A 22,709-nucleotide genomic window follows, 5' to 3' on the forward strand; every position below is an offset into this window, starting at 1 on the left:
TATGTCTCCTTTTTCAAAACTTTTCGGGTACGAATCTTCTTCCTTGGAGTGTCGCCTGATCATCGTATGCTCGCTTCATAGAGCGCTTAGGTAGTTTGACCTTCTCCCGTGGGACCCTCTTATACGGGATCAGGCTTAGGAGGTGTGCGATGCAGTTGAGGCGCACCCGTTTCTTGTCGTCGGATCGCGCAATGTACCAGGGTGCATCCCGGGTATCGGTGGCTTCCAGCATCTGATCGCGCGCCCGCGAGTAGTCATACCAGCGCTCACGGGAAGGTAAATCCACCGGGCTGAGCTTCCATTGACGCAACGGATCCTCTATGCGAGCCTCAAACCGTCGCTCCTGCTCCTCGTTGCTCACTTCTAACCAGAACTTGATTAATATAAGTCCGGTTTCTACAAGATACTTTTCAGCAAGTGGGCAAACTTCGAGAAATCGGCTGTGCTGCTCCTTAGTACAGAAGCCCATCACATATTCCACACCGGCACGGTTGTACCAACTGCGGTCAAAGATCACAATTTCACCAGCCGCCGGAAAATGCGTGATATAGCGCTGCATATAGAGTTGAGTCTTCTCGCGATCTGAGGGGGCGGGAAGGGCTACAACACGGAAGATACGCGGGCTTACTCGCTCTGTAATGGCCCGTATCGTGCCGCCTTTGCCTGCGCCGTCGCGTCCTTCAAAGATGATGACAATACGTTGCCCCTGGTGTTTCACCGATTCCTGCAGCAGGCAGAGTTGAGCCTGGAGACGGCGCAATTCTTTCTCGTATTCTTTTCGTTTCAGCTTCGAATTCTGATTGCCGGTCTGTTTCTTCGTTGCCATAAGAATCTCCTCTAATGCTTGCGGAAGCGCCAGGCGCTAAACGAGAACAGCACAATCGCAAACACGACCAGCGCGAGCAGATTCGGCCACAGTGCCTCCCACGGTGCATTCTTCAATGTGACGCCTCGGACGATCATCACCATGTAGCGCAACGGATCAAGATACGAGAGCTTCTGGAAGAAATCCGGCATGTTCTCGAGCGGCGAAGTTGCTCCCGAAAGCAAGGTCAACGGCGGGTTGACGAAGAACGTCAGTAACTGTGCCTGTTGCTGCGATTGCGAGACCGTTGCAATTGTTACGCCGATTCCGATGCCTGCTAGCGCCGCCAGGCCACCGGCCAGAGCAAACAACCATACCGCACCTCGGACTGGAAGGTCGAAGACAAGCATCCCAACACCCAGCGAAAGGAACAGGACCACCATCATTACCACGAACACCGGTGTGGTCTTGGCGAACAACATTTCGCCAGTCTGCGCGGGTGTCATCAGCAACTGTTCGATGGTGCCAGTCTCTTTTTCCTTGACGGCCAATGCCGAGGCGACGAGAGACGCGTTGATAAACATGATGATGCTCATAACACCGGTGACATAGTGCCACGACGCCACCAGGCCCGGATTGTAGAGGTAGGCTGCCTGTACGTCAGGCGCCCCTGGTGGAGCAGCAGGATGCCCGGCGTTCACGAGCATGATTCGACGCCGCGGTCCGACATCGGCTGGACTAAGGTGCCCGGAGTTGTAGTCTTCCAACGCCAATTGCAAATAACCCTTGGCAATCTGCGCAGTGTTGGCGTCCACTGCATCGATCACTACTTGCACGTCGGCGGCCTGCCCACGCTGTAAGGTGCGCGCGAAATCAGTTGGAATAACGATGAAAAGATCCAGGTCCAGACTTTTGAGAGCATCTTCTGCTTCTTCCACGCGTGTGTATCGGCGAGCCACATTGAAGTTCACGTTCTCGGTAAGAGAATCAACGAAGTCGCGGCTTTCAGTCGTGAAGCTTTCATCCACGATGCCCATACGCAGATCACGGACCTTTGGGTTCAGCGCGTAGCCAAAAATGACCAACACGATCGTGGGGGGCAGCATCAGCTGAATCAGCAAAACGCGATTGCGCCTCAACTGGTCGACTTCCTTTGCTAGAAGAGCGAGGTAGCGTCGTATGAATGCCGGCATGGGAGCACCTATCCCTTGAACTGCATCTTGCGCATCTGAATCACATTCAGAAGGAAAAAGCTGAACGTCAGGGCTAGCAGCATCAGCAGAGGCCTCAGCGAAGTGCCCCATCCCACATTGCGCAAGATGGAGTTTCGAACAATCTGAATATAGTGGGTCGCGGGCAGAAAGCTGGACAACCAACGAATTTGAATCGGAATATTCCGAATTGCGAAGATGTATCCCGCAAGCAGAAGAGAAAGCAGGAACGAACCCATCTGAACGGCCTGGATCGCAGCGCTTTGGTTCTGGGTGGCGTTGCCGCACATCATTCCGAAGAACACTCCCGACAGGAGGTAGAGAACGGTGGCGATCAGCAGGACGGTTGGGTCCGTCGGGAATCGGAATTCGAATATGAATAAGCCCAGTGCAAAGCAGAGGACAAATTCCACAATCCCGACGAGAACGTAAATTAGGGCCTTGCCCAAAATCCACTGGACGGCGGTCAGACTGGAAGCATAGGCCTGGATGATGGTTCCCGTCTCGTATTCCTTAGCGGTAGTCAAGGCTCCGAGCAGCGCAGGAAAGATGATCAGCATCAAGCCTAGCCCGCCGGTTCCGAAGTAGATACGCTCCGAGAGTCCGGGGTTATACCAAAACCGCGACTGTAGATTGACGCCTTTCGCGGGAGGCGCGCCGAGCTTGTTCTTCAAGACAAAGGCTATATTCAACGATTGTGCATAGTTGCCCAGAGCGGTCGCTGCGTTGGAATCCGTGGCATCGATCAGCAACTGGACGACAGGCTCGCTTCCGCGCCGGAAGTCGCGCTCGAAATTCTGGGGAATGATGAGCGCCGCGCGCCCGCGCCAACTGGCGAGCGCCCGCTCCGCTGATTCGCCGGGTTGACGCGGCACCATCCGGAACGTGAGAGCCGCTCCATACGTCTCTAGGTAAGTGCGGCTGAGCGGCGTGTTGTCGTAGTCGAACACGAGTATAGATACGTTGCGAAGCCGCAGGGACCCCGTTACGCCAGCGAGCGTCATCAGCACGATTGGCATCAACACCGCCAGCAGGACGAGCAGCTTATCGCGCCGGAACAAACTGAATTCCTTCCATGCCTGGGCCAGGATCTTTTTCACTGAGGGATCTCCGATCTCCGAGATTCAATGAGCGAAATGAATACGTCTTCCAGCGAAAACGGCACTTGTTTCTGGGTATCAATGCGGACTGTGGCCTCCTTTAAGACAGTCGCTGCCTGACGTTTTTGCTCGTCATTTTCCACCACAACGTGCAGCCGGTCGCCGAACAGCGAAACACGTGAAGCACCGAACTGCTTCTTCAAAACTCCTAAGGCTCGATCTGGATGGTCTACTTCCATTTCATAAAGCGATCCCTTCATGTTGGCCTTCACTTCGCTGGGAGAACCCTGGGCGATGATTTCGCCGGCGACCATGAAACCGAGCCGATTGCACTGCTCCGCTTCCTCGAGGTAATGGGTTACGACCAAAACACCTGCCCCACGGTCCGCAAATTCGTTGATCATCCGCCACATTGCGCGGCGCGCCAGCGGGTCCACGCCGGAAGTTGGCTCATCCAGAAAGATCGCCTCGGGTTCGTGCATCACGGCAGCGCCAAAAGCCACACGCTGTTTCCAGCCGCCGGGCAGAGATTTGGTCAGCATCCCCGCTTCGGTGCTCAACTCCGCCGATTCGAGCACCCATTTCTTGCGTTCCTCGCGCACGCTTTCATGCACGCCGTAGAGCCGGGCGTAGAAATCCAGGTTCTCTCCGATGGTGAGGTCGTCGTAAAGCGCGAATTTCTGCGACATGTAACCAATCCTGGAGCGCACCGCAGCCGCACGCAGCCCCTTGGATTTTCCTAATAGTGTGACGCTGCCGGAACTTGGACCGAGCAGCCCACAGATAATCTTGATGGCAGTGGTCTTTCCTGCTCCGTTAGCTCCCAGTAGCCCGTATATCTCTCCATTGCGGATCTCCAACTGAAAGTTCTTCACAGCCTTGAACGATCCAAAATGCTTGTTTAGGTCCTTTGCTCCGATGATTACGTCTTTTCGGGTCAACGCAGCAGACGGTTTTGGGAAATGCGGAACCACGTGAACGCCACGCATCTTCCGCAACTGACCCACGAAGGCGTTTTCGAGAGTCGGCTGCGAGCGGATTATCTCGGTTATCCTCAGGCCGGCGCTTTCCGCACGCTGACGCAAATCAGATTCGGCTTCGTCAGGATGTGCAGCCATCACGTCCAAACGGTCGCCGAACCTCTGCACATCCTGTGCTTCCGGGGATGCAGCCAGTACCTCCTCTGCCTTGGCCAGTGGCTCTGCCTTAACCTCAAGTCGTGTGACGCCCATCTTGGAACGGAAGTGGGCCGGTGTGTCGATATCGTAGATTTTTCCGCGCTCCATCAGCGCCACTCGATGGCAACGCTCGGCCTCGTCCAGATAAGGAGTCGCTACCACAATGGACATTCCGGCCGTGGCGAGCGAGGTCAAGGCATCCCAGAAATCGCGGCGCGTCACCGGATCGACGCCGGTGGTCGGTTCGTCTAACAACAGCAACTGCGGGTCGGGAATCAGTGCGCAGCTCAACGCCAGCTTCTGCTTCATACCGCCACTCAAGCGACCCGCGAGCCGATCGGAGAACCTAGTCAGATCGAACAACTTGAAATATCGTTCTCTGCGTTCAGCGAAATCTTTCGGTGCGACTTCGCGTAGGCCGCCGGCATAGTTGAGGTTTTCATCTATGCTCAGGTCCATATAGAGGCTGAACGGCTGCGTGAGATATCCCACGCCGGGCCGCGCCTTGCGGGGCGTCGTGTTCAAGACTCGGATTTCTCCGCCTCCAGGCTCCAGCACACCGGCGATGATCCGGAAAGCGGTGGTCTTGCCGGCACCATCTGCGCCGATGAACCCGAAGATTTCCCCGGGCTTGACTTGAAAGCTGGCGGCGTCGAGAGCTTTGATGTCGCCGTAGCTCTTGCTGAGAGCGCGCGATTCAACTATGAGACTCGTACTCATCAGAGTTTTCCAATGTCAATCTGGCCGTCAGCCGGCATGCCCGGCTTCGCATATCCGGAGGCGCCCTTTAGCCCAAGCTTCACGCCCATTACCTGTTTCACTCGGTCACTCTGGAAATAGGTGTTCTCCGGGGTAAACATCACCTGCGGGTCAATGCGGATCACCTCCGCGGGGATCTTTTCCTTTGGGCTGGAGTCCAGGTAAACTTCTGCCTGCTGTCCCACCTTCAATTTCCCGACATCCCCTTCAGGAACGAATCCACGCAGATAAAGTTTGTCCAAATCCACCATAGTGAGGATTGTTTGACCCGCAGCAATGACTCGACCCGGCTCAGCGGAGCGCGTCAGGATCGTGCCGGCGATCGGAGCTGTGATCGTCAAGTCGTCCACATTCGCCTCAAAACGTTGCAGCATAGCCTGGCTTGAAGCAAGATTCGCTTTAATTGTGTCAATCTGTGCAATAATCGTCGGAATCTGTGCGAGTTGTGCTTTTGCCTGCTGCAGAGAAGCCTCGGCCGCCAATACCTGCTTATTGCTTGCATCGAAGGATGCCTGCGCGACCTTCACCCTGGTGTGTTGCTGATCTGACACTTGCTTAGCAGTGGCGCCTGTCTCAACCAGCGGGAGATATCGCTTGTCGTCTAACTCGGCCTGCTGCAGTTCCGCTTGCCAACGAACAAGCTCTGCCTGGCTGGCAGCTAGATTCGCTTCGGCTAATGCCACTCGCGCGGGCGCAGCCGATTGTGCCTCTTCCAGCCGGTGCTGGTCCTCGACAACACTGGCCTTCTGCGCAGCAACACTGGCTTTCTGCGCGGCGACCTGTGCCTCGTCTTGCGGGCTCGAAATGCGCGCAACAACCTGGCCGGCCTTCACGGTGTCGCCCTCTCGTACGAGGATCTCTACAATCTTGCCGTCCCTCTTGGAGGAAATATCAACCGTGTCTCCGTCGATGCGGCCGCTTACAAAGAGCTTGCCTTCTTGCTCGGGTCCCTTCCGCATCCGCGAGCATTCCACAAGGACTAGCAGCAATAGCATGGCTGGAAATATCCATCTTCGATTCATGAATTCCTCCTGAGCCTTACTTGCGGTAAGTCTTCTCGGCGGCGTCCATCGCCCGAGCTAGATTGGCCCGTGCCAGCCCCAGGGTGTACATGGCTCTCACGCGTGCGTCATCGGCTCGTGAAACCCGGTCTTGCGCGTTCACCACCTCAGTGTTGTCCGTTACGCCCTGCGTAAACCGCTGCCGCGATAATTGCACTTCCTCTCGCGACAGCTTTACGTTCGCGGCGCTGGTTTCAACTTCCTTACGAGCCCACTCGACTCCCGCGACCGCCGTCAGCACATCCGTTTCGATCTGGGACCTCAGTTGATCGTGAGCCGCCTGGGTCTCAGCTAGCGCACCCTGCGCCTCTTCGATCTGCCCGCGAATCCGGCCGCCTGTGAAGATAGGGACCTCGAGCGTTCCTGCCAGCCGGTATGTGTTCACATTCTTATCCGGCGTTTCCCCGCTTTGCCCGTCGCTGAAACTGGCGTTGAGAGTCGGCCAACGCGAAGCCTTGGTGGACTGGACCTGTTGCTGTGCAGCTCGGACGCTGGCTTCCAACGCTCGATAGTCTGGTCGCGAGGCGAGTGCCGCTTTGACCGCGGTAGCAGGGTCAATTGTGGTGTCGACCCCGTAAGCCTCGGGGGCATCAGAAAGTTCGAAGTCCGAAGTGATCTGGATCTGAAGCGTGTTGGCAAGGTTCAGTTTTGCATCGATGTAATTCTGTTCGGCTTCCTGCCGCTGCTGCTCGAGTGAATTCACCTGCTGTAGCGCCCGATTGGCCTCCAAGGGAGCCGAAACGCCTTCCTTGACCCGGTCTCGCGTGAGTTGGTAAAGGTCGGTTGCCAGCTTTGTCTGATCCGTCAGCGTATCCCGGGATGCCTTGGCCCTCAACGCTTGCAGGTAAGCCGAGACAACATCCAGTACCACCACCTCGCGCGCATTATCAACCTGCAGGCGGGAGGAGTCTTCTCTGGAACGAAAACTCTTCCAGGCGTCCCTGTTTGCGAGGTTCAGCAAGTCCCAGCTGAGGCGAACGCGGGCGTTCATCGAAGGGAAAGGCCCTTGCTTCCCCTGCGGCACAGTGGGGATGTCGATTCCGAGACCCTTCAGATTCATGGTCAGATAGGCCTGGTTCACAAATACATCAATCTGAGGCAGCAATGCCGAACGTGACTGTACGTACCGCGCTGAAGCCTGGTCAAGTCGGCTCTGTGCTGTCCTGATGATGCTGCTGTTAGAGAGCGCAATCGATACTGATTCCGCAAGAGTTAGCGGATTGGGCAGGTTTTGGTCAGCCGCATTCACCCGGATCGCAGTAAGGACGAAAAGCATCCCCGCGAGCGAGTTCCTGATGCCGGTGACCAGCTTGCCGCGTGTTGGATGGACGATATCCATAAGTCTGACACCGCTGAAGTGGCCACTACCTCCAGGGATCGACGGAGGCGTTTCGCCCGGATTAGACTCCAGTACCGACGAATTGTAGAGGCGTCACCCCGAAACGCGAAAGTAGGGATTTCCCTAGTTTCGCGTCCACTCATGACAAAAGCAAAATGCACTTGCAGAACTGATAATTCTCATCTGTTACTCGCTCTGAAGTTATCTTGCTGCAGACCACGGAGACGCCTTTACGAATGTGCGGGCGGCCGCCCGAAAGGAGCGCATCGCTTGCCGGCCTGCTCGGCAAAGCTCCGGCGACATGCCCTCCTGAGTTCCTCGATGGGCTGGCCGCCAATCCCGACGAGACACATAAGGTTACGATTGGCCCGACGACCCTGAATCTCACGCTGAAGGACATCATCTTCGACGCCACCAAAGGGGATTTCGCTCATCCGAATCCGCGGGAATCATACCTGCAGTTGTCAGGTCACTGAACGATCTCAAAACACCGCAGCAGAACATTCGAGACGGGTTTCTAGCTGCGGCGAAGCCGAACACGCGCTTCAGTACCCGGAACGGATACTCGACCTTGGCTCTTACCCGCGACTTACTCCGATTCCTGCTGCGCTCGAGCTCGTTGATGCCATGCTTCGCATCCGCGCCGACGTGCGCCTTCATCCCGAAGTACCACTGGTTACCCCTCTAGCGCGCGATCGAGTAATCTCCACGGGAGCTGACGCTGATATAAAACAAAGTCGGCATAATTCCATCTCCGGTTGCGGTCGGATTTGTTTTTATGGTTCCCAACCCCCACCCAAAGCCCGGTAGAGTTGTACGAGCGCCAATAGCTCGTTCAATTGCGCCTGGACCAGGTTGAGCTCGGCAGAAAAGTAGTTCGTATCGTTTGTGAGCACTTCCAGATAGCTAGTCACGCCGCCGCTGTACCTCATGCGGGACAGGCGCGTCGCATCTTGCGCCGAGTTCACCAGAAACTGTTGCTGTACCCGAAATTCCTGTGTCTTGCGGTACGCGACCAGCTGGTCGGAGACACTACGGAATGCGCCTTGGATCGTCTCCTGATAAAAGAGCACGGCTTCCTGCTGTTGGGCTTCTGCAAGGCGAACGTTCGATCGGAGTCTCCCGCCAGTAAAGATGGGCTGAGCGAGAGTCGAACCAAACGTCCATGCTCCCGCCGGGCCTGTGAATAGTGATGTGAGCGCCGAACTCTGATATCCCGCATTCGCGGTCAACGAGATCTGAGGGAAGTATTGAGACCTGGCCACTCCGATCTGGGCATTGGCGGCGATCAACTGTTGTTCTGCCTGCTGTATGTCGGGGCGTCGTTCTAACAGCGCGGACGGCAGGCCAGCCGGGACCGTCGGTCGATGGGGCTGATCGGTTAACGATCGACCACGCGGTACCGGTGCAGGATTGTTCCCTAAAAGAATGCTGATGAAATTTTCTTGCTGGTCAATTTGTTGTTCCAGGCTCGGAATTACCGAGCCCGCGGTGAAGACCAATTGCTCAGCCTGGCGGACATCAAGCAGAGATGTCGAACCGCCTTTGACCAGAATTTGCGTCAGACGGAGCGAGTCCTGACGCGATGTCAGCGTGCGGCGCGTGATTTCGAGCTGCAGGTCAAGAGCCCGCAGGGTAAAGTAAGCACTAGCCACGTTCGCCACCAGCTCCGTAACGATCTCCCGCTGTCCCCACTCGGTTGCCGCAAGGTTGGCGCGTGCCGCTTCCGTTGCGCGGCGAAACTTCCCCCAGAAGTCCACTTCCCAATTGAAATCGAGTCCGACTCGGTTCGTATTCGTCTCGACTGCAGGAAAAGACTTTTGCCTTGCCGTGCGCTGATTGAGGGCAGAAGCGTCGGCTGAAATTGTGGGGAACTGGTTGGCTCGCGTGATGCCCAATGAGGCTTGCGCCTCGAGAATTCTTGTGCCGGCGCGGCGAAGATCATAGTTCTGTTGAAGGGCAGTCTTGATCAGTTCCTTCAGTTGTTCATCTTGAAAGACGTCCCACCATTTCTCTTCAGCGAACGACTTGGTTTCGCCCTTGGCCGCTTCTTCGGGCGTCAAGCCTCGATAGACTGCCGGAGTGTCGACTTTGGGCCTTTTGTAATTGGGCCCGACTGTGCACCCACACGCGCCCATCATCGATGCTAATAGAACGGTGGCTCGAACTCGTGTCCTAGTCATCACCCGCCCCCTGGCTCGGAGAGGAAGTCGGCACTGCACTCAAGGGCGCAGCTGCCGTGGCCTTACGCGTCATAAACCTCTCGACTAAGTAGAAAACCGCTGGAACGAAGAAAATGCCCACCGCACTCGCCAACAGCATGCCTCCAATGACGGTCGTGCCCATAATCTGGCGCGCCACCGATCCGGCGCCTGTTGCCGTCCACAGGGGAATGCAGCCGGCGATGAACGCCAATGAGGTCATCAGAATCGGACGAAGGCGAAGCCTTGCTCCTTCAAGCGCGGCATCAACCAGATCTCTCCCTTTCTCGTATTCCTCCTTGGCGAATTCGACAATGAGAATGGCATTTTTTGCCGCCAGACCGATCAGCATGATCAATCCAATTTGCGAGTAAACGTCGGCTTCGATCTGCACCATGTAAGGGGGATAAATCGCGCTGACCAGCACGCGCCGAAGCCAGAGAACGAAGAAGGCGCCAAACACGGCAATGGGCGTACTCAGCAACACACTGAATGGCAAGGTCCAACTCTCGTAGAGCGCCGCCAGTATCAGAAACACGAAGAGCAGTGAGAGCCCAAATACCACGGCTGGCGGTACCCCCTGTTGTGCCTTTTTTTCCTGATAAGAGATCCCAAGGTAGTCGTAGCCCATTTCGGGCGGCATCGTCTGAGCAAAGACTTGCTCCAAGGCCGCCATGGCCTGATTGGAACTGTATCCCGGGGCGGCGCTGCCGTTGATTTGCGCAGAGCGGAAAAGGTTATAGCGCATCGTGAATTCCGGGCCGGGCCGAGGTTCAAATCTTATAAGCGTAGAGAGCGGCACACTGACTCCACTTCCATTCTTCACGTAGAACTGGCCTAGGTTCTCCACATTGGTACGGTATTCGCCTTCCGCCTCGATATAGACCTGCCACTGCCGGCCAAAGCGATTGAAGTAGTTGATGAACAACCCTCCCATAAACGCTTGAATGGTCCGATACACGTCGTTGATCGCGACACCCTGCTTGATGACTTTGTCGCGGTCAACATATGCGAATTGCTGCGGTACGCTGCCCAGAAAAGTCGTACTCACGGTGGCGATTTCGGGACGTTTACGGGCAGCCGCGAGAAATGTATTCAGGTTCGAGGTAAGGAATTGGACATCCCTGCCGGCCCGATCTTCGAGAACGAAGGTGAACCCTCCGGAAGTACCCACGCCAGGGATGGCGGGAGGGGAGAAATCAAAAGCTATGCCTTCCGGAAGTTGGCTAAGTTGGCGGTTCAACCGGGCTTTGATTTCCTGAAACTGCTCCTGCCTGCTCTTTCGATCGTCCCACGGCTTAAGCGTGACGAAAAAGAAAGCGTTGTAGCTTGTGCGGATCAAACTGAGCAAACTGAAGCCAATGACGCTGGTCGCCGATTCCACTCCCGGCGAGTGCGCCAGGATGTTTTCGATTTTCTTTGCAACGTTGTCCGTGCGCTCGAGAGAAGCAGCACTGGGCAACTGCAGATTGATGTAGAGATATCCCTGATCTTCGTCCGGCAGAAAGCTGGATGGGACTCTGTTGCTAAAGAAAGCCGCCCCAGCCCCAAAGACCGCCAGGATGACTACGACGATTGCGGACTTGCGAACCAGTCCGCCGCAAATTCTGACGTAGCCGTTCGTCGTGCGCTCGAATGTCCGATTGAACCAATCAAAGAACTTTCGCAACAAACCGCCGCCCTTTTTTCTCGGCCGCAGCAGCAACGAGGCGAGGGCAGGGCTGAGCGTAAGAGCATTGAAGGCGGATAGGAGGACCGATATCGCGATGGTTATAGCGAACTGCTGATATAACTTCCCGGTAATCCCGGGGATGAAAGCGGTCGGAACAAACACCGCAGACAGCACCAGAGCGATGCCTACGACAGGTCCAGAGAGCTCCTCCATCGCTTTCAAGGCCGCAGCCTTCGGAGACAGACCATCCTCGATGTGCCTTTCCACGCCCTCGACCACCACGATGGCATCGTCTACTACTAAGCCAATGGCCAGAACCAGACCAAATAGAGAGAGGGTATTAACAGAGAAGCCAAACAGCGGAAAGAAAATGAAGGCGCCTATCAGAGAGACGGGCACTGCCGCCAGAGGAATCAGCGTCGCGCGCCACCCCTGCAAGAAGAGATAGATGACGAGAACCACCAATAGGATCGCAATTACTAGAGTAAGAAGGATCTCCTTTATTCCCTGAACGACCGATCGGGTGGTGTCCAGCGTAATCGCAAAGTCAATATCGCCAGGAAAACGAGCCTTCAGTTCCCCCATCAGTTTCTTTACGCCGTTTGCGGCATCGACCGCGTTAGATCCAGGAAGCTGATAGACGGCGACTATGGCGGCGGGTTTTCCATTTCGGCGGCCGACTGTCGAATAGTCCTGTGCCCCCAGTTCAATGCGGGCGACGTCTTTCACCCGCACGACGCCGCCTTGCAGAGATTCACGGACCACAATCTGCCCGAACTGCTCCGGCGAAACTAGCCGTCCCTGGGCGAGAACTGCGTACGCGAACTGCTGTCCGGAAGGTATTGGTTCTCCACCGATTTTTCCGGCAGGATTAACAGTGTTCTGGGTTTGGATTGCATTGACGATCTCCGGAACCGTGATCCCCAGCTTGGCGAGCTGGTCCGGCTTAACCCAGAGCCGCATGGCATACTGTCCCGCGCCGAACACTTGCACCTGACCGATCCCATACGATCGCGAAACGGGATCGACCAGATTGATGTATGCGTAGTTGGAGAGGAACTCTGCATCGTACGTGCCGTGCGGCGAATACAAGGCAATAAGCATGAGCGGCGCGGTAACGGATTTGCGAACAGTAATTCCATAGTTCGTAACGTCGACGGGAAGCTGCGATGCGGCCTGCGTCTCTCTGGATTGGGCGAGAATCAGGTCGTTGTTGGGATCAGTCTTCACGTCGAAATTGACAACCAGAAGCGTCTGGGAGTTTCCGGTTGCATTCAACGAGTACATGTAATTCATGTTGTCTACCCCATTCATCTGCTGCTCGATGGGGGTGGCAACCGATTGCTCGAGAGTTTGCGCGTCCGCGCCCACGTACGTGGCAAGTACCTGAATTTCAGGAGGCGCGATATTGGGGAACTGGGCGATAGGTAACCCCACAATCGTCACGACTCCAACAATCACCGTGATGATCGCAATTACCATCGCGACAATGGGGCGGTTGATAAAGAACTTTGACATGGCTCAATTGGCTACATCGAAGCCGTAGCAGTCGCAATCTTTACCGGCATGCCGTCTCTGACTTTTTGGAGGCCTTCGACCACGACTCGCTCTCCCGGCTTGACTCCTTGCTCAATAATCCACATGGGGCCGCTCCGCTCTCCCACCTGCACCGTCCTAATGCTGACCTTATTGTCACTACCGACGACCGCCACCTGATACATACCCTGGAGTTCCGTGACTGCCTTTTGCGGCACCAGCAGCGCTGCCGGTCTGATATAGCTGACGAAGCGCACCCGACCGTATTGACCAGGGCGCAGGGCGTTTTCGGGATTAGGAAAGATCCCACACAGACGGATAGCTCCTGTTTGTGCATCGACCTGGCGATCGGCAGCATAGAATTTTCCTTTTTTCGGGTAGGTCGAACCATCAGCCAGGACAAGTTCCAGTACGAGCTCGCTTGCAGATTTTTCTCGCGATGCGGCCGTAGGATTGCGCTGAACAAAAGCGAGGTACTGCTGCTCACTGGCAACGAAATAAGCCTTAATGGGGTCGAGTTGTGAGACGGTGGTCAGGACGGCTTGTGGGCTAACCAGATTTCCCACCTGTCCTTGAGCGATTCCGGCGACGCCGTCGACGAGCGAGCGTACGTTCGTGAACTCAAGATTGATTTCTGCCTGTTCGATAGCCGCCTTGTCCGCTTGGATGAGCGCTTTCGCCGCCAGGTTCGCCTGTGTGTCGTTATCGAGTTGGCTCTGGGCGATTGCCTGCTCTTTCGCCAGAGGGGTATCGCGTTGCACGTCGAGCTGCGTTTTCCCCTGTTGTGCTTCCGCTTGCGCAAGCTGTGCCTTCGCTTGATCGAGGATCGCCTGAAAAGGACGCGGATCGATTTTGAAAAGCACGTCGTTTTTGCGGACCAACTCGCCTTCACGGTAATTCTGGTGAATGAGGTATCCCGAGACTTGCGGTTGGATGACAGCGTTTACAAAGCCATCCAGCGTTGCAATCCATTCCTCATAGACCGGGACATCACGTTGAGCGACCTCAACCACCTGGACGGTTGGAGGCGGGGCAGGTGCTCCGGAGACCCTCTTGTTTCCACAGGCTTCAGAAACCAGGAGAAGGCCTACCAATAAACAAGAGAGCCATCGATTCCTGCGACAGATCATTGCCAGGGAATCGGCACCGTCGTTGTGCTCCGCTTGGAAGAGCGTGTGGTTAGAACAGGATGATTGACCCCACATGGAACCCCCTTTGCCATTGCAACTTCAGCGATGCAAAAGCGAGTGGCGAACCACCGGCTGGAATGGGAATTCAGTCAGCGTTCGTTAGACTTGATGGGGCAATACTCTCGTCCCACCCGCAAGGTCTCCTCAGCATTGGCGATGACAAGCCGCCGTTTGAGGTCGTCAGCCGGAATGATTGCGTCACTCATATGGGACTCCTTTTTTTTCAAGGCAGTCAATCTTAGTCCATTAATAACGGTTGGCGGAATAATAAGTAAATTCATCCCCAGTCATTTCCGGGTCATTCCTTGTGCTGTCATTGGAAGTGATTGATTCTTAAAGCGACAAAGACCAACGTTGCGAGCGCTCGGCCTCCTATGATTAGTGTCTGCTGTCGCACGTGCCCTCCCGCCTACACCTGCAAACCTACCCGCTTAGGCTGTGGACGGGCGAGTTCTTCAGGTTCCTTAGCAGATGGGAGCGACGACAACGAAGTCCAACCGTTGGAGAGATTCCACAGGCCGCCAAACCGCCCTTCTTTATGAAAAACAGACTGGCGGTCTGAATACTATTGATTTTGCATACTATTGCGTGCCTCTTTGCCATCCAGGCCGCCAGACCTCCCTATTCGGGCAAGTTGGCGGCCTGAGTCTCCGCTTGAGGGAGAGCCCAACACCACTGCCTGTACGCGGGGCAGGTTTCGACGTTCCTCACTCCACACTGTGTGCCTACTGTAATGCAATACGTCCGATGCAGCCCGCACCGCTCTGCCGCTTCTTCCTAATTAATCCTTGCGCTTCGCGTATGCGAGCCGTACGCTCCATGGGCAAGTGGGCTAATAAAGGGCGAAAATAAGCCCCTGGCGTCACCATAGCGTCACCAAAGGGTTTTCTCTGCAAACGTATTTCAACGCTAAGTAATTGATTATATTTGGCGTCCCCGACGGGATTCGAACCCGTGTTATCGCCGTGAAAGGGCGGTGTCCTGGGCCGGGCTAGACGACAGGGACGCTTTGCGAGCGCAAAAAGCCGCACCACCACACTTTCGCGCCAACAATAGGATACCTGCAGTCAAAATTTCGTGCAGCTTCTACGGTGAGGGCATACTTAATAAGTATCTCGATGTTCTCACCACGATTTTGTTGTCGTCCTGCTCGTCTCGAATCTCATCGCACAGAAGGTCTGTCTGATCGGGCCCCGCTGCGACGCTGGGGAATATAATTGCAACAGGCTATGCACTTAAGGTTGGCTATGAAGTATGTGCTACTCCATTGACTTACCTTGTCATCAATTGGCTGAAAAAGGCTGAGCAGTACGACGCCTTCGACCGCTTCGAAGACTTCAATCCCTTCTCGTTTTCGCAAGACACCGGAGCGGACGCGTAGGGCGCCCGACATCCGCCTCGAAGGTCTCGCCCCCGGTCAGACCACGAAGTTGTGTTTCCTCGCATTAATCCGAAACCTTCCTTGGGGTAAGGCATCTAAGAGGGAACCTGTCTGTAACTTGTTGTTTTTGAGTCGATACTTTGCGAATCTTGCCCCTGTGATGCTCGTCCCACCTGGCAAAGGGATTGCAATACGTCGGAATTGTGCCCGCTGAAGGAGACCCATCGTGTCTGTCAATATGAGTGCCCGTCGAGTGATGCCGCTTCTAAGCTCCGCGGTTTTGTTGGTTCTGGCTGTTGGATGTAAGCAGGCGCAGCCGCCCGCTCCGCCTATGCAGGCGATGCCAGTCAAAGTCGCTGAGGTTGCGCTGAGTCCTGTTCCGCGCTCCGATACGTATGTTTCGACGATCAAGAGCCGCCGCTCGGCTACCATGCAGCCACAGGTCGACGGCAATATCACCCGTATCTACGTCAAGTCAGGTGACGCCGTGAAAGCCGGTCAGATTCTCATGCAGATCGATCCGCTCAAGCAGGCGGCGACCGTGCAGTCGCAGAAAGGGACTCAGGCCCAGAAGAAAGCCCTCTACGACTATAACCAGATTCAAGTCGAGCGGCAGCGCAAGCTCTTCGAGGCCGGGGTCGTCTCTCGCGATGCATACGATCAGGCGATTCAGGCCTACGAGAACTCCAAGGCCGACTATGAAGCTAACGCCGCGCTGACCAACTCGGAGAAGGAGCAGTTGCGTTACTACCAGATTTGCGCCCCATTCAACGGAATCGTCGGCGATGTCCCGGTCCACGTCGGGGACTACGTCTCGTCCGGCACTGTGCTTACGACCGTTGACGATATCGCTGACCTCGAAGCCTACATCTACATCCCCACAGAGCGGGCGAGCCAGGTCCGCACCGGGCTTGCCGTCGAGTTGCTTGATGCCGGCGGCAAGGTTTTGGCGAAGTCGACGATCAGCTTCCTCTCGCCGCAGGTAGACAATGGCCTTCAGAGCATCCTCGCTAAGGCAAAGATTCCACGCTCAGCCGAAGTGCTTCGTAACGCGCAGCTTGTACGTGCTCGCATTACTTGGACCACCGAGCCCGCCCCTGTGGTTCCTGTCCTTGCAGTCACGCTGATCGGCGGCCAGACCTTCGTCTACGTTGCTCAGCGCAAGGGGGATGGATACGTCGCGCATCAGGTTCCCGTTACACTCGGCGAGACCGTTGGCAACGATTATCCCGTAATCAGCGGCCTTAAGTCGGATGACCGGGTCATCCTCTCAGGTCTACAGTTTCTGCAGGACGGTGTACCCGTTCAGCCGCTTAGTTAGCGGCGTACGGAGCGGATAACATTTCTGCGGCGTAACGTGCGCCGCACAATCTCGTGTTTCTCCGTTGGACTGTTTGTCCCGGCCAGAGGTTCAATTGGTAGACTTCTTCATTCATCGCCCGATCTTCGCTACGGTATGCGCGTTGCTTATCATCCTTGCCGGAGCGGTCTGCATCCCGACGCTGCCGATCTCCCTCTATCCGCAGCTTGCTCCGCCGCAGGTTGTTGTCACCAGCAACTACATCGGCGCCAATTCGCAGATCGTCGAGTCGGCCGTTACGATCCCACTGGAGACGGCAATCAACGGCGTCGAGGGAATGCGTTACATGAGCTCCACGAGCTCGAACGACGGTACATCCTCGATCACGATCACGTTCCGCACTGGCTACGATCTCTCGATCGCAGCGGTCGATGTGCAGAACCGTGTGGCCTCCGCACAGGGCCGCTTGCCTGCCACGGTCAATACCACCGGCATCACCATCACTAAGGCGAACAGCAACTTCGTCTTTGCGGCCGGCGTCTTCTCGCGCGATAAGCGCTACTCCCAGGCTTTCATCTCCAACTATCTTGATGTCTACGTCAAGGACGCACTCAAGCGCGTTCCTGGCGTCGGCGACGTCCTTATCTTTGGCGAGCGCAAGTACGCCATGCGCATCTGGCTAGACCCCTCGCGTCTGGCCGCCCGTGGCCTCACTGCCCTCGACGTCACGAACGCGCTCTCTGAGCAGAACGTGGAGATCGCCGCCGGCCAGCTAGGCCGTCCTCCTTCAGACTCGAAGCAGAGTTATCAGATGGCCGTCCGAGTCGTCGGCCGTCTTTCCGACCCGCGCCAGTTTGAGAACATCATTCTCAAGAACTCGCCGAACTACGGCGGACTCGTTCTGCTTAGGGACGTCGGGCGCGCCGAGGTCGGAGCGGAGAACTACGACACCAGCCTCAAGTTCTCCGGCGGTGACGCCGTCGGTCTCGGCGTGCAGCAGCTCTCGAACGCCAACGCGCTTGAGGTCGACAAGCAGTGCAAAGCGGTTCTCAGAGATCTGGCGAAATCCTTTCCGCCTGGCCTCGAGTATGTCATCGCCTTCGACACCACTACTGTCGTAGGTGATTCCATCAAAGAGGTGGTCCAGACGATCATCGAAGCCATCATCATCGTGATCGTCGTCATCTTCTTCTTCCTGCAGGACTGGCGTGCAACGGTCATCCCGGCTGTGACCATTCCAGTCTCCCTCATCGGCACCTTTGCCTTCGTCAAGATCTTCGGCTTTTCAGTCAATTCACTCACGATGTTCGGCATCACGCTCGCGACGGGCCTCGTTGTCGACGATGCCATCGTCGTCATCGAGAATGTCCAGCGTCACATTCACGAGGAGCATTGCGACAGCCGTCGGGCTACGTCCGAGGCCATGGCCGAGGTCACCAGCGCTGTCATCGCCACATCGCTCGTGCTTATCTCCGTCTTCATCCCAGTCAGCTTCTTCCCCGGAACCACCGGAATTCTCTATAAGCAGTTCTCGCTTACGATTGCGTTCTCCATCGCCATTTCTGCCTTCAACGCGCTTACCTTGTCCCCTGCGCTCGCTGCCATCCTCCTTCGTCAGGAGCGGCAGCATGGCGGTCCGCTCGGCCTGTTTGAGAAGGGTCTTCAGAAGGTCATCAAGTGGTACGCCTATCTGGTCACACACGTGGTCAAGCTCCGTGTCATTATGCTGGTGCTCTTCGTCGCCGGACTGGCAGGAACGGTCTACATGTACAACCACGTGCCGACGGCCTTCGTCCCCTCCGAGGATCAGAACTACTTCATCAACATCGTGCAGACGCCGCCAGGTGCATCGTTGGCCTACACAACTGAGGTTGCCGACCGCGCGGCCGCGATCATCCAGCAAGACGAAGACGTCTTCGGCACCTTCTCGGTCATGGGCTTCTCCCTCACTGGCGGAAGCTCACCGAACGCCGGCATCATCTTTGCTCCGCTCAAGCCCATCGACGAGCGCAAAAAGAAAGGGCCTGGTCACTCGGCGCACGATATCGTCGCTAAGATCGCGCCCAAGCTCTTCCAAGTTCCAGGAGGCATCGTCGCAGCCTTTGAGCCACCAGCCATTCAGGGCATTGGCTCGGTTGGCGGCTTCCAATTTATGCTGCAGGACCAGGGCCGCAACACGTTCGGCGACATCGACCGCGTCGCGCACACGATGGTGGGACAGAGCCGAGATCCCCGCTCTGGCCTCGTCGGCCTCTACACCCCGTACACTTCAAATGATCCGCAGTTATTCGTTGCAATCGACCGCGAGAAGGCCAAGAGTATCGGTGTCCCGCTGGCGCAGATCAACGCCGCGCTCAGCACTTACATGGGTTCCAGTTACGTCAACGACTTCGACTTCAACAACCGCTCCTATCGCGTCTACGTGCAGGCCGATCAGAGCTTCCGCCGCACCTCCAAGGACATGCGGCAGTTCTACGTCCGCTCCGACAGTGGTCAGTTGATTCCGCTCGACAACCTCGTTACCATCACGGAGACTTCGGGCCCGCAGGTCATCTACCACTACAACATCTTCCGTGCCGCAGAGATCGACGGTGCCGCCGCTCCGGGGCTCAGTTCCGGCCAGGGCCTCGAGAAGATGCAGCAGCTCTTCGAGAAGAACAAGATCCAGGGCATGATGTACTCCTGGACCGGCCTCGCCCTGGAAGAGGTCGAATCGGCTGGCAAGGCGGTCATCATCTTCGGTCTCGGCCTGCTCGTTGTCTATCTCACACTCTCGGCGCAATATGAGAGCTTCATCCTGCCGTTCATCATCCTGCTCGCTGTGCCGATGGCCGTGCTCGGCGCCCTTGGCCTGGTCTCTGCGCGAGGCATGGTTGACGACGTCTACGTGCAGATCGGCCTCGTCATGCTGATCGGTCTGTCGGCCAAGAACTCCATCCTCATCGTCGAGTTCGCCGAGCAGCAGATTGAACATGGCAAGGGCGTCGTCGAGGCAGCCGTCATCGCGGCAGAGCTGCGCCTCCGCCCCATCCTGATGACGTCGATCGCCTTCATCCTCGGCGTGATGCCGCTCTATTTCGCCTCCGGCGCCGGTGCGCTTGGCCGTCACTCGGTCGGTACGGCAATCGTCGGCGGCATGGTGCTCTCCACGTTCCTCAACCTCTTCTTCATTCCAGTACTGTACGTCGTGGTCAAAGGCATCCTGGTGCGGATTTCCAGCAGGCCGAAGCCGCTTCCTGTAGGTTGCGAAGAGCCTGAGGCGGTAGCACCCGTAGAACAGCAACTGACTCACTAGTCTGCTCTCAGCGACGCTCTTCTCTTCCTTTGCGAACACAATCGCAAGGGAAGGGAAGAGCCGCGAGTCTCGCTCTCTCTCCAAAATGGAGCTATCATTCCGCATGGCCAAGCGAAGCGTTGCGCACAAAAGCTGGCTCCCTGAGGCCAATGATCCCGCCACGAGTTTCCCCCTGACGCATCTTCCCTATGGAGCCTTTGAAGCCGACGGCCAGCGCCACCTCTGCGTCGCTATCGGCGCGCACCTGCTAGACCTTCACCACTGCGCTGAATCCGGCCTTCTTCCAGCTTCGCTAGTTGCCCCATGCAAAGCACCCGTCCTGAATCCGCTCATGTCTCTTGGCCCTCGCGAGTGGACATTGCTGCGCCAGACCCTTACGGACCTTCTCCATAATTCAGCGAAACCCGCTAAGCGCGCGCGCGTCGAAGAGGCCCTCCATTCCATCGCTGGTGCAACGCTTTACAAACCCGTTGAGATTCCCAACTACACCGACTTCTATGCCTCTATCCATCACGCAACCCGCGTAGGCAGCCTGTTTCGCCCAGACAGCCCGCTTCTCCCGAACTACAAACACGTCCCGATTGGCTACCACGGACGCGCCTCATCCGTCGTGCCCAGCGGCGCACCCGTGTTACGCCCGCACGGACAGACGCGACCTTCTCATCCGGGTAAAGAGCCGAGCTTCGGCCCTTCGAGGACGCTCGACTTCGAACTCGAGCTTGCCTTCTACGTTGGCCAGTCCAACCCGCTCGGCACGCCTGTCCCCATCGCCCGCGCCGCGGAACATCTCTTCGGCGTCAGCCTGCTCAATGACTGGTCAGCGCGCGATATCCAGGCATGGGAGTATCAACCCCTGGGCCCTTTCCTCGGCAAGAACTTCGCAACGACCCTCTCGCCCTGGGTCACCCCCATGGCCGCGCTTGAGCCTTTTCGTGCACCCGCGGCGTCGCGCCCTAAGGGCGATCCACGCCCTCTCCCGTATCTGCGCAATGCAGTCGATCAACGACAAGGAGCCCTCGACCTCCAGTTTGAGGTCTTCCTCTCTACACAGATCTCTCGAGAGAACGGACTTGCTCCGTTCAGGATCAGCCAGAGCAGCACGCGCGATCTTTACTGGACTCCCGCGCAGTTCGTTGCACATCACACCAGCAATGGCTGCAACCTTCAGGTCGGCGATATTCTCGCCACGGGAACAATCTCGGGCCCAGCCGTCTCCTCTGCCGGCTGCCTGCTCGAACTCACGCGCAACGGTGCAGAGCCCCTAAAGCTGCCTACCGGCGAGATGCGCGCCTTCCTCGAAGACGGCGACGAGATCATCCTCAGCGGCTACGGCGAAGTTCCCGGACAGCCCCGAATTGGGCTCGGGGATTGCCGGGCAACGATCCTTCCAGCCCGCCACTAATCCACTAGCCAACGCTATCGTCGGCGGCATATCCTCTTCCCTGGTAAAACAGCACTGGAGATCTCCCCATGGCAACACACGCGACAGTTCAGAACACGCAACTCCCCACAACAGACTTTCTTCCGCTCAAGGGTACCGACCACGTCGAGTTCTACGTCGGCAACGCGCGCCAATCCGCTTACTTCTATCGGGCCGCCCTGGGCATGACTCTTGTCGCCTACGCTGGTCCCGAGACAGGCCTTCGCGATCGCGCGTCTTACGTCCTGCAGCAGGGCAAGGTCCGCTTTGTCCTCACCACGGCCCTTCGTGCTGACAGCGCCATCGCACGCCACGTCCACACGCATGGCGACGGAGTACATGCCATTGCGCTCTGGGTCGATGACGCCCGTCAGGCCTGGATCGAAACCACCAGCCGCGGCGCACGCAGCGTCCAGGAGCCGACAGAGTTCTCCGACGAACACGGCAGCGTTACCACCTCAAGCATCGCTGTCTACGGCGACACTATCCACACTTTCGTCGATCGCAGCCACTACAACGGCCCGTTCTTTCCCGGCTATCGCCCCGTTGAACAGGATATTGTCGCGCGTCCTGTTGGCCTGCTTCACATCGACCACATGGTGGGCAACGTCGGCTGGCACTCCATGAACGAATGGGTCGACTTTTATTCTCGCGTCATGGGCTTCTCGCTCTACCAGCACTTTGATGACAATGACATCTCCACGGAGTATTCCGCGCTTATGTCGAAAGTCATGGCCAACGGCAATGGATACGTCAAATTTCCCATCAATGAGCCCGCAGAAGGCCGCCGCAAATCGCAGATCGAAGAGTACCTCGACTTCTACCAGGGGCCCGGCGTGCAGCACATTGCGCTCGCCACGGCCGACATTCTCTCCACTGTCTCGAAGATGCAGCAGCAGGGAGTCGACTTCCTGACGATCCCCCATGCCTACTACACCGAGCTGCAGAACCGGGTCGGGCGCATCGACGAGCCCATCGAAGAGCTTGAGCGTCTTGGCATCCTCGTTGACCGCGACAACGAGGGTTACATGCTACAGATCTTCACGCGCCCAGTTGAAGACCGCCCCACGGTCTTCTTCGAGATCATCCAGCGCAAGGGATCGCGCAGCTTCGGCAAGGGCAACTTCAAGGCGCTCTTTGAAGCAATCGAAAGGGAACAGGCGCTTCGCGGCAACCTTTGATTCTTCACGTTCGGTGTGACACTCCAGAGCCCGCGCTCGATGCATGATTATGCACTCATATAGTGCATAATCATTAGCAT

General features: G+C 56.8%; 14 protein-coding genes and 1 tRNA gene. 5 read left to right on the plus strand and 10 right to left on the minus strand.

The features are described 5' to 3' along the window. Positions 1-13 precede the first annotated feature (13 nt). From ppk2 to OHL16_RS01250, 6 genes are read right to left on the minus strand one after another with little or no spacing between them, the layout of a single operon-like run. Positions 14-826: a polyphosphate kinase 2 gene (gene ppk2, locus OHL16_RS01225; protein ID WP_263365256.1), complete on the minus strand. Its 813-nt coding sequence runs from the start codon at positions 824-826 to the stop codon at positions 14-16. An 11-nt stretch (positions 827-837) separates the two neighbouring features. After that, the gene (locus OHL16_RS01230) at positions 838-1,998 is read right to left on the minus strand and encodes an ABC transporter permease (RefSeq protein WP_263365257.1); all 1,161 of its coding nucleotides are present in this window, start codon (positions 1,996-1,998) and stop codon (positions 838-840) included. 8 nt (positions 1,999-2,006) lie between these two features. Beyond that, positions 2,007-3,116, minus strand: a complete 1,110-nt coding sequence (locus OHL16_RS01235; protein WP_263365258.1) for an ABC transporter permease — start codon at positions 3,114-3,116, stop codon at positions 2,007-2,009. Beyond that, positions 3,113-5,014 (minus strand): ATP-binding cassette domain-containing protein, encoded by a 1,902-nt coding sequence (locus tag OHL16_RS01240; protein ID WP_263365259.1) that lies wholly within the window; start codon positions 5,012-5,014, stop codon positions 3,113-3,115. Before OHL16_RS01240 ends, OHL16_RS01235 begins: the two co-directional genes overlap by 4 nt. Continuing rightward, positions 5,014-6,075, minus strand: a complete 1,062-nt coding sequence (locus tag OHL16_RS01245) for an HlyD family secretion protein (protein WP_317891013.1) — start codon at positions 6,073-6,075, stop codon at positions 5,014-5,016. Before OHL16_RS01245 ends, OHL16_RS01240 begins: the two co-directional genes overlap by 1 nt. Before the next feature lie 16 nt (positions 6,076-6,091). After that, the gene (locus tag OHL16_RS01250) at positions 6,092-7,453 is read right to left on the minus strand and encodes a TolC family protein (protein WP_263365260.1); all 1,362 of its coding nucleotides are present in this window, start codon (positions 7,451-7,453) and stop codon (positions 6,092-6,094) included. A gap of 206 nt (positions 7,454-7,659) precedes the next feature. Here OHL16_RS01250 and OHL16_RS01255 point away from each other — a divergent pair, with 206 nt between their 5' ends. Further along, positions 7,660-7,929, plus strand: a complete 270-nt coding sequence (locus tag OHL16_RS01255; protein WP_263365261.1) for a hypothetical protein — start codon at positions 7,660-7,662, stop codon at positions 7,927-7,929. Between the two features lie 300 nt (positions 7,930-8,229). Here OHL16_RS01255 and OHL16_RS01265 read toward each other — a convergent pair whose 3' ends face one another. The 4 genes from OHL16_RS01265 to OHL16_RS01280 form a co-directional block, all read right to left on the minus strand. After that, the gene (locus tag OHL16_RS01265) at positions 8,230-9,636 is read right to left on the minus strand and encodes an efflux transporter outer membrane subunit (RefSeq protein WP_263365262.1); all 1,407 of its coding nucleotides are present in this window, start codon (positions 9,634-9,636) and stop codon (positions 8,230-8,232) included. Next, the gene (locus OHL16_RS01270; RefSeq protein ID WP_263365263.1) at positions 9,629-12,844 is read right to left on the minus strand and encodes an efflux RND transporter permease subunit; all 3,216 of its coding nucleotides are present in this window, start codon (positions 12,842-12,844) and stop codon (positions 9,629-9,631) included. The genes OHL16_RS01265 and OHL16_RS01270 overlap by 8 nt, the downstream gene beginning before the upstream one ends. A gap of 11 nt (positions 12,845-12,855) precedes the next feature. Further along, positions 12,856-13,875: an efflux RND transporter periplasmic adaptor subunit gene (locus OHL16_RS01275; RefSeq protein WP_263365264.1), complete on the minus strand. Its 1,020-nt coding sequence runs from the start codon at positions 13,873-13,875 to the stop codon at positions 12,856-12,858. A 1,105-nt stretch (positions 13,876-14,980) separates the two neighbouring features. Further along, positions 14,981-15,058: transfer RNA gene (locus OHL16_RS01280), tRNA-Glu, on the minus strand. A 601-nt stretch (positions 15,059-15,659) separates the two neighbouring features. Here OHL16_RS01280 and OHL16_RS01285 point away from each other — a divergent pair. From OHL16_RS01285 to hppD, 4 genes are all read left to right on the plus strand, one after another. Next, positions 15,660-16,754, plus strand: a complete 1,095-nt coding sequence (locus OHL16_RS01285) for an efflux RND transporter periplasmic adaptor subunit (protein ID WP_263365265.1) — start codon at positions 15,660-15,662, stop codon at positions 16,752-16,754. 94 nt (positions 16,755-16,848) lie between these two features. Continuing rightward, positions 16,849-20,028: an efflux RND transporter permease subunit gene (locus OHL16_RS01290; RefSeq protein ID WP_263365266.1), complete on the plus strand. Its 3,180-nt coding sequence runs from the start codon at positions 16,849-16,851 to the stop codon at positions 20,026-20,028. Between the two features lie 103 nt (positions 20,029-20,131). Continuing rightward, a complete protein-coding gene (gene fahA, locus OHL16_RS01295) occupies positions 20,132-21,430 on the plus strand; it encodes a fumarylacetoacetase (protein WP_263365267.1) in 1,299 nt (432 codons plus the stop codon). Positions 21,431-21,498: 68 nt separating this feature from the next. Next, positions 21,499-22,629 carry a 4-hydroxyphenylpyruvate dioxygenase gene (hppD, locus tag OHL16_RS01300; RefSeq protein ID WP_263365268.1) on the plus strand — a complete coding sequence of 377 codons (1,131 nt, stop codon included), beginning with the start codon at positions 21,499-21,501 and terminating at the stop codon, positions 22,627-22,629. Positions 22,630-22,709: the final 80 nt, after the last annotated feature.

This window comes from Edaphobacter bradus (assembly GCF_025685645.1).
GTDB lineage: Bacteria > Acidobacteriota > Terriglobia > Terriglobales > Acidobacteriaceae > Edaphobacter > Edaphobacter bradus.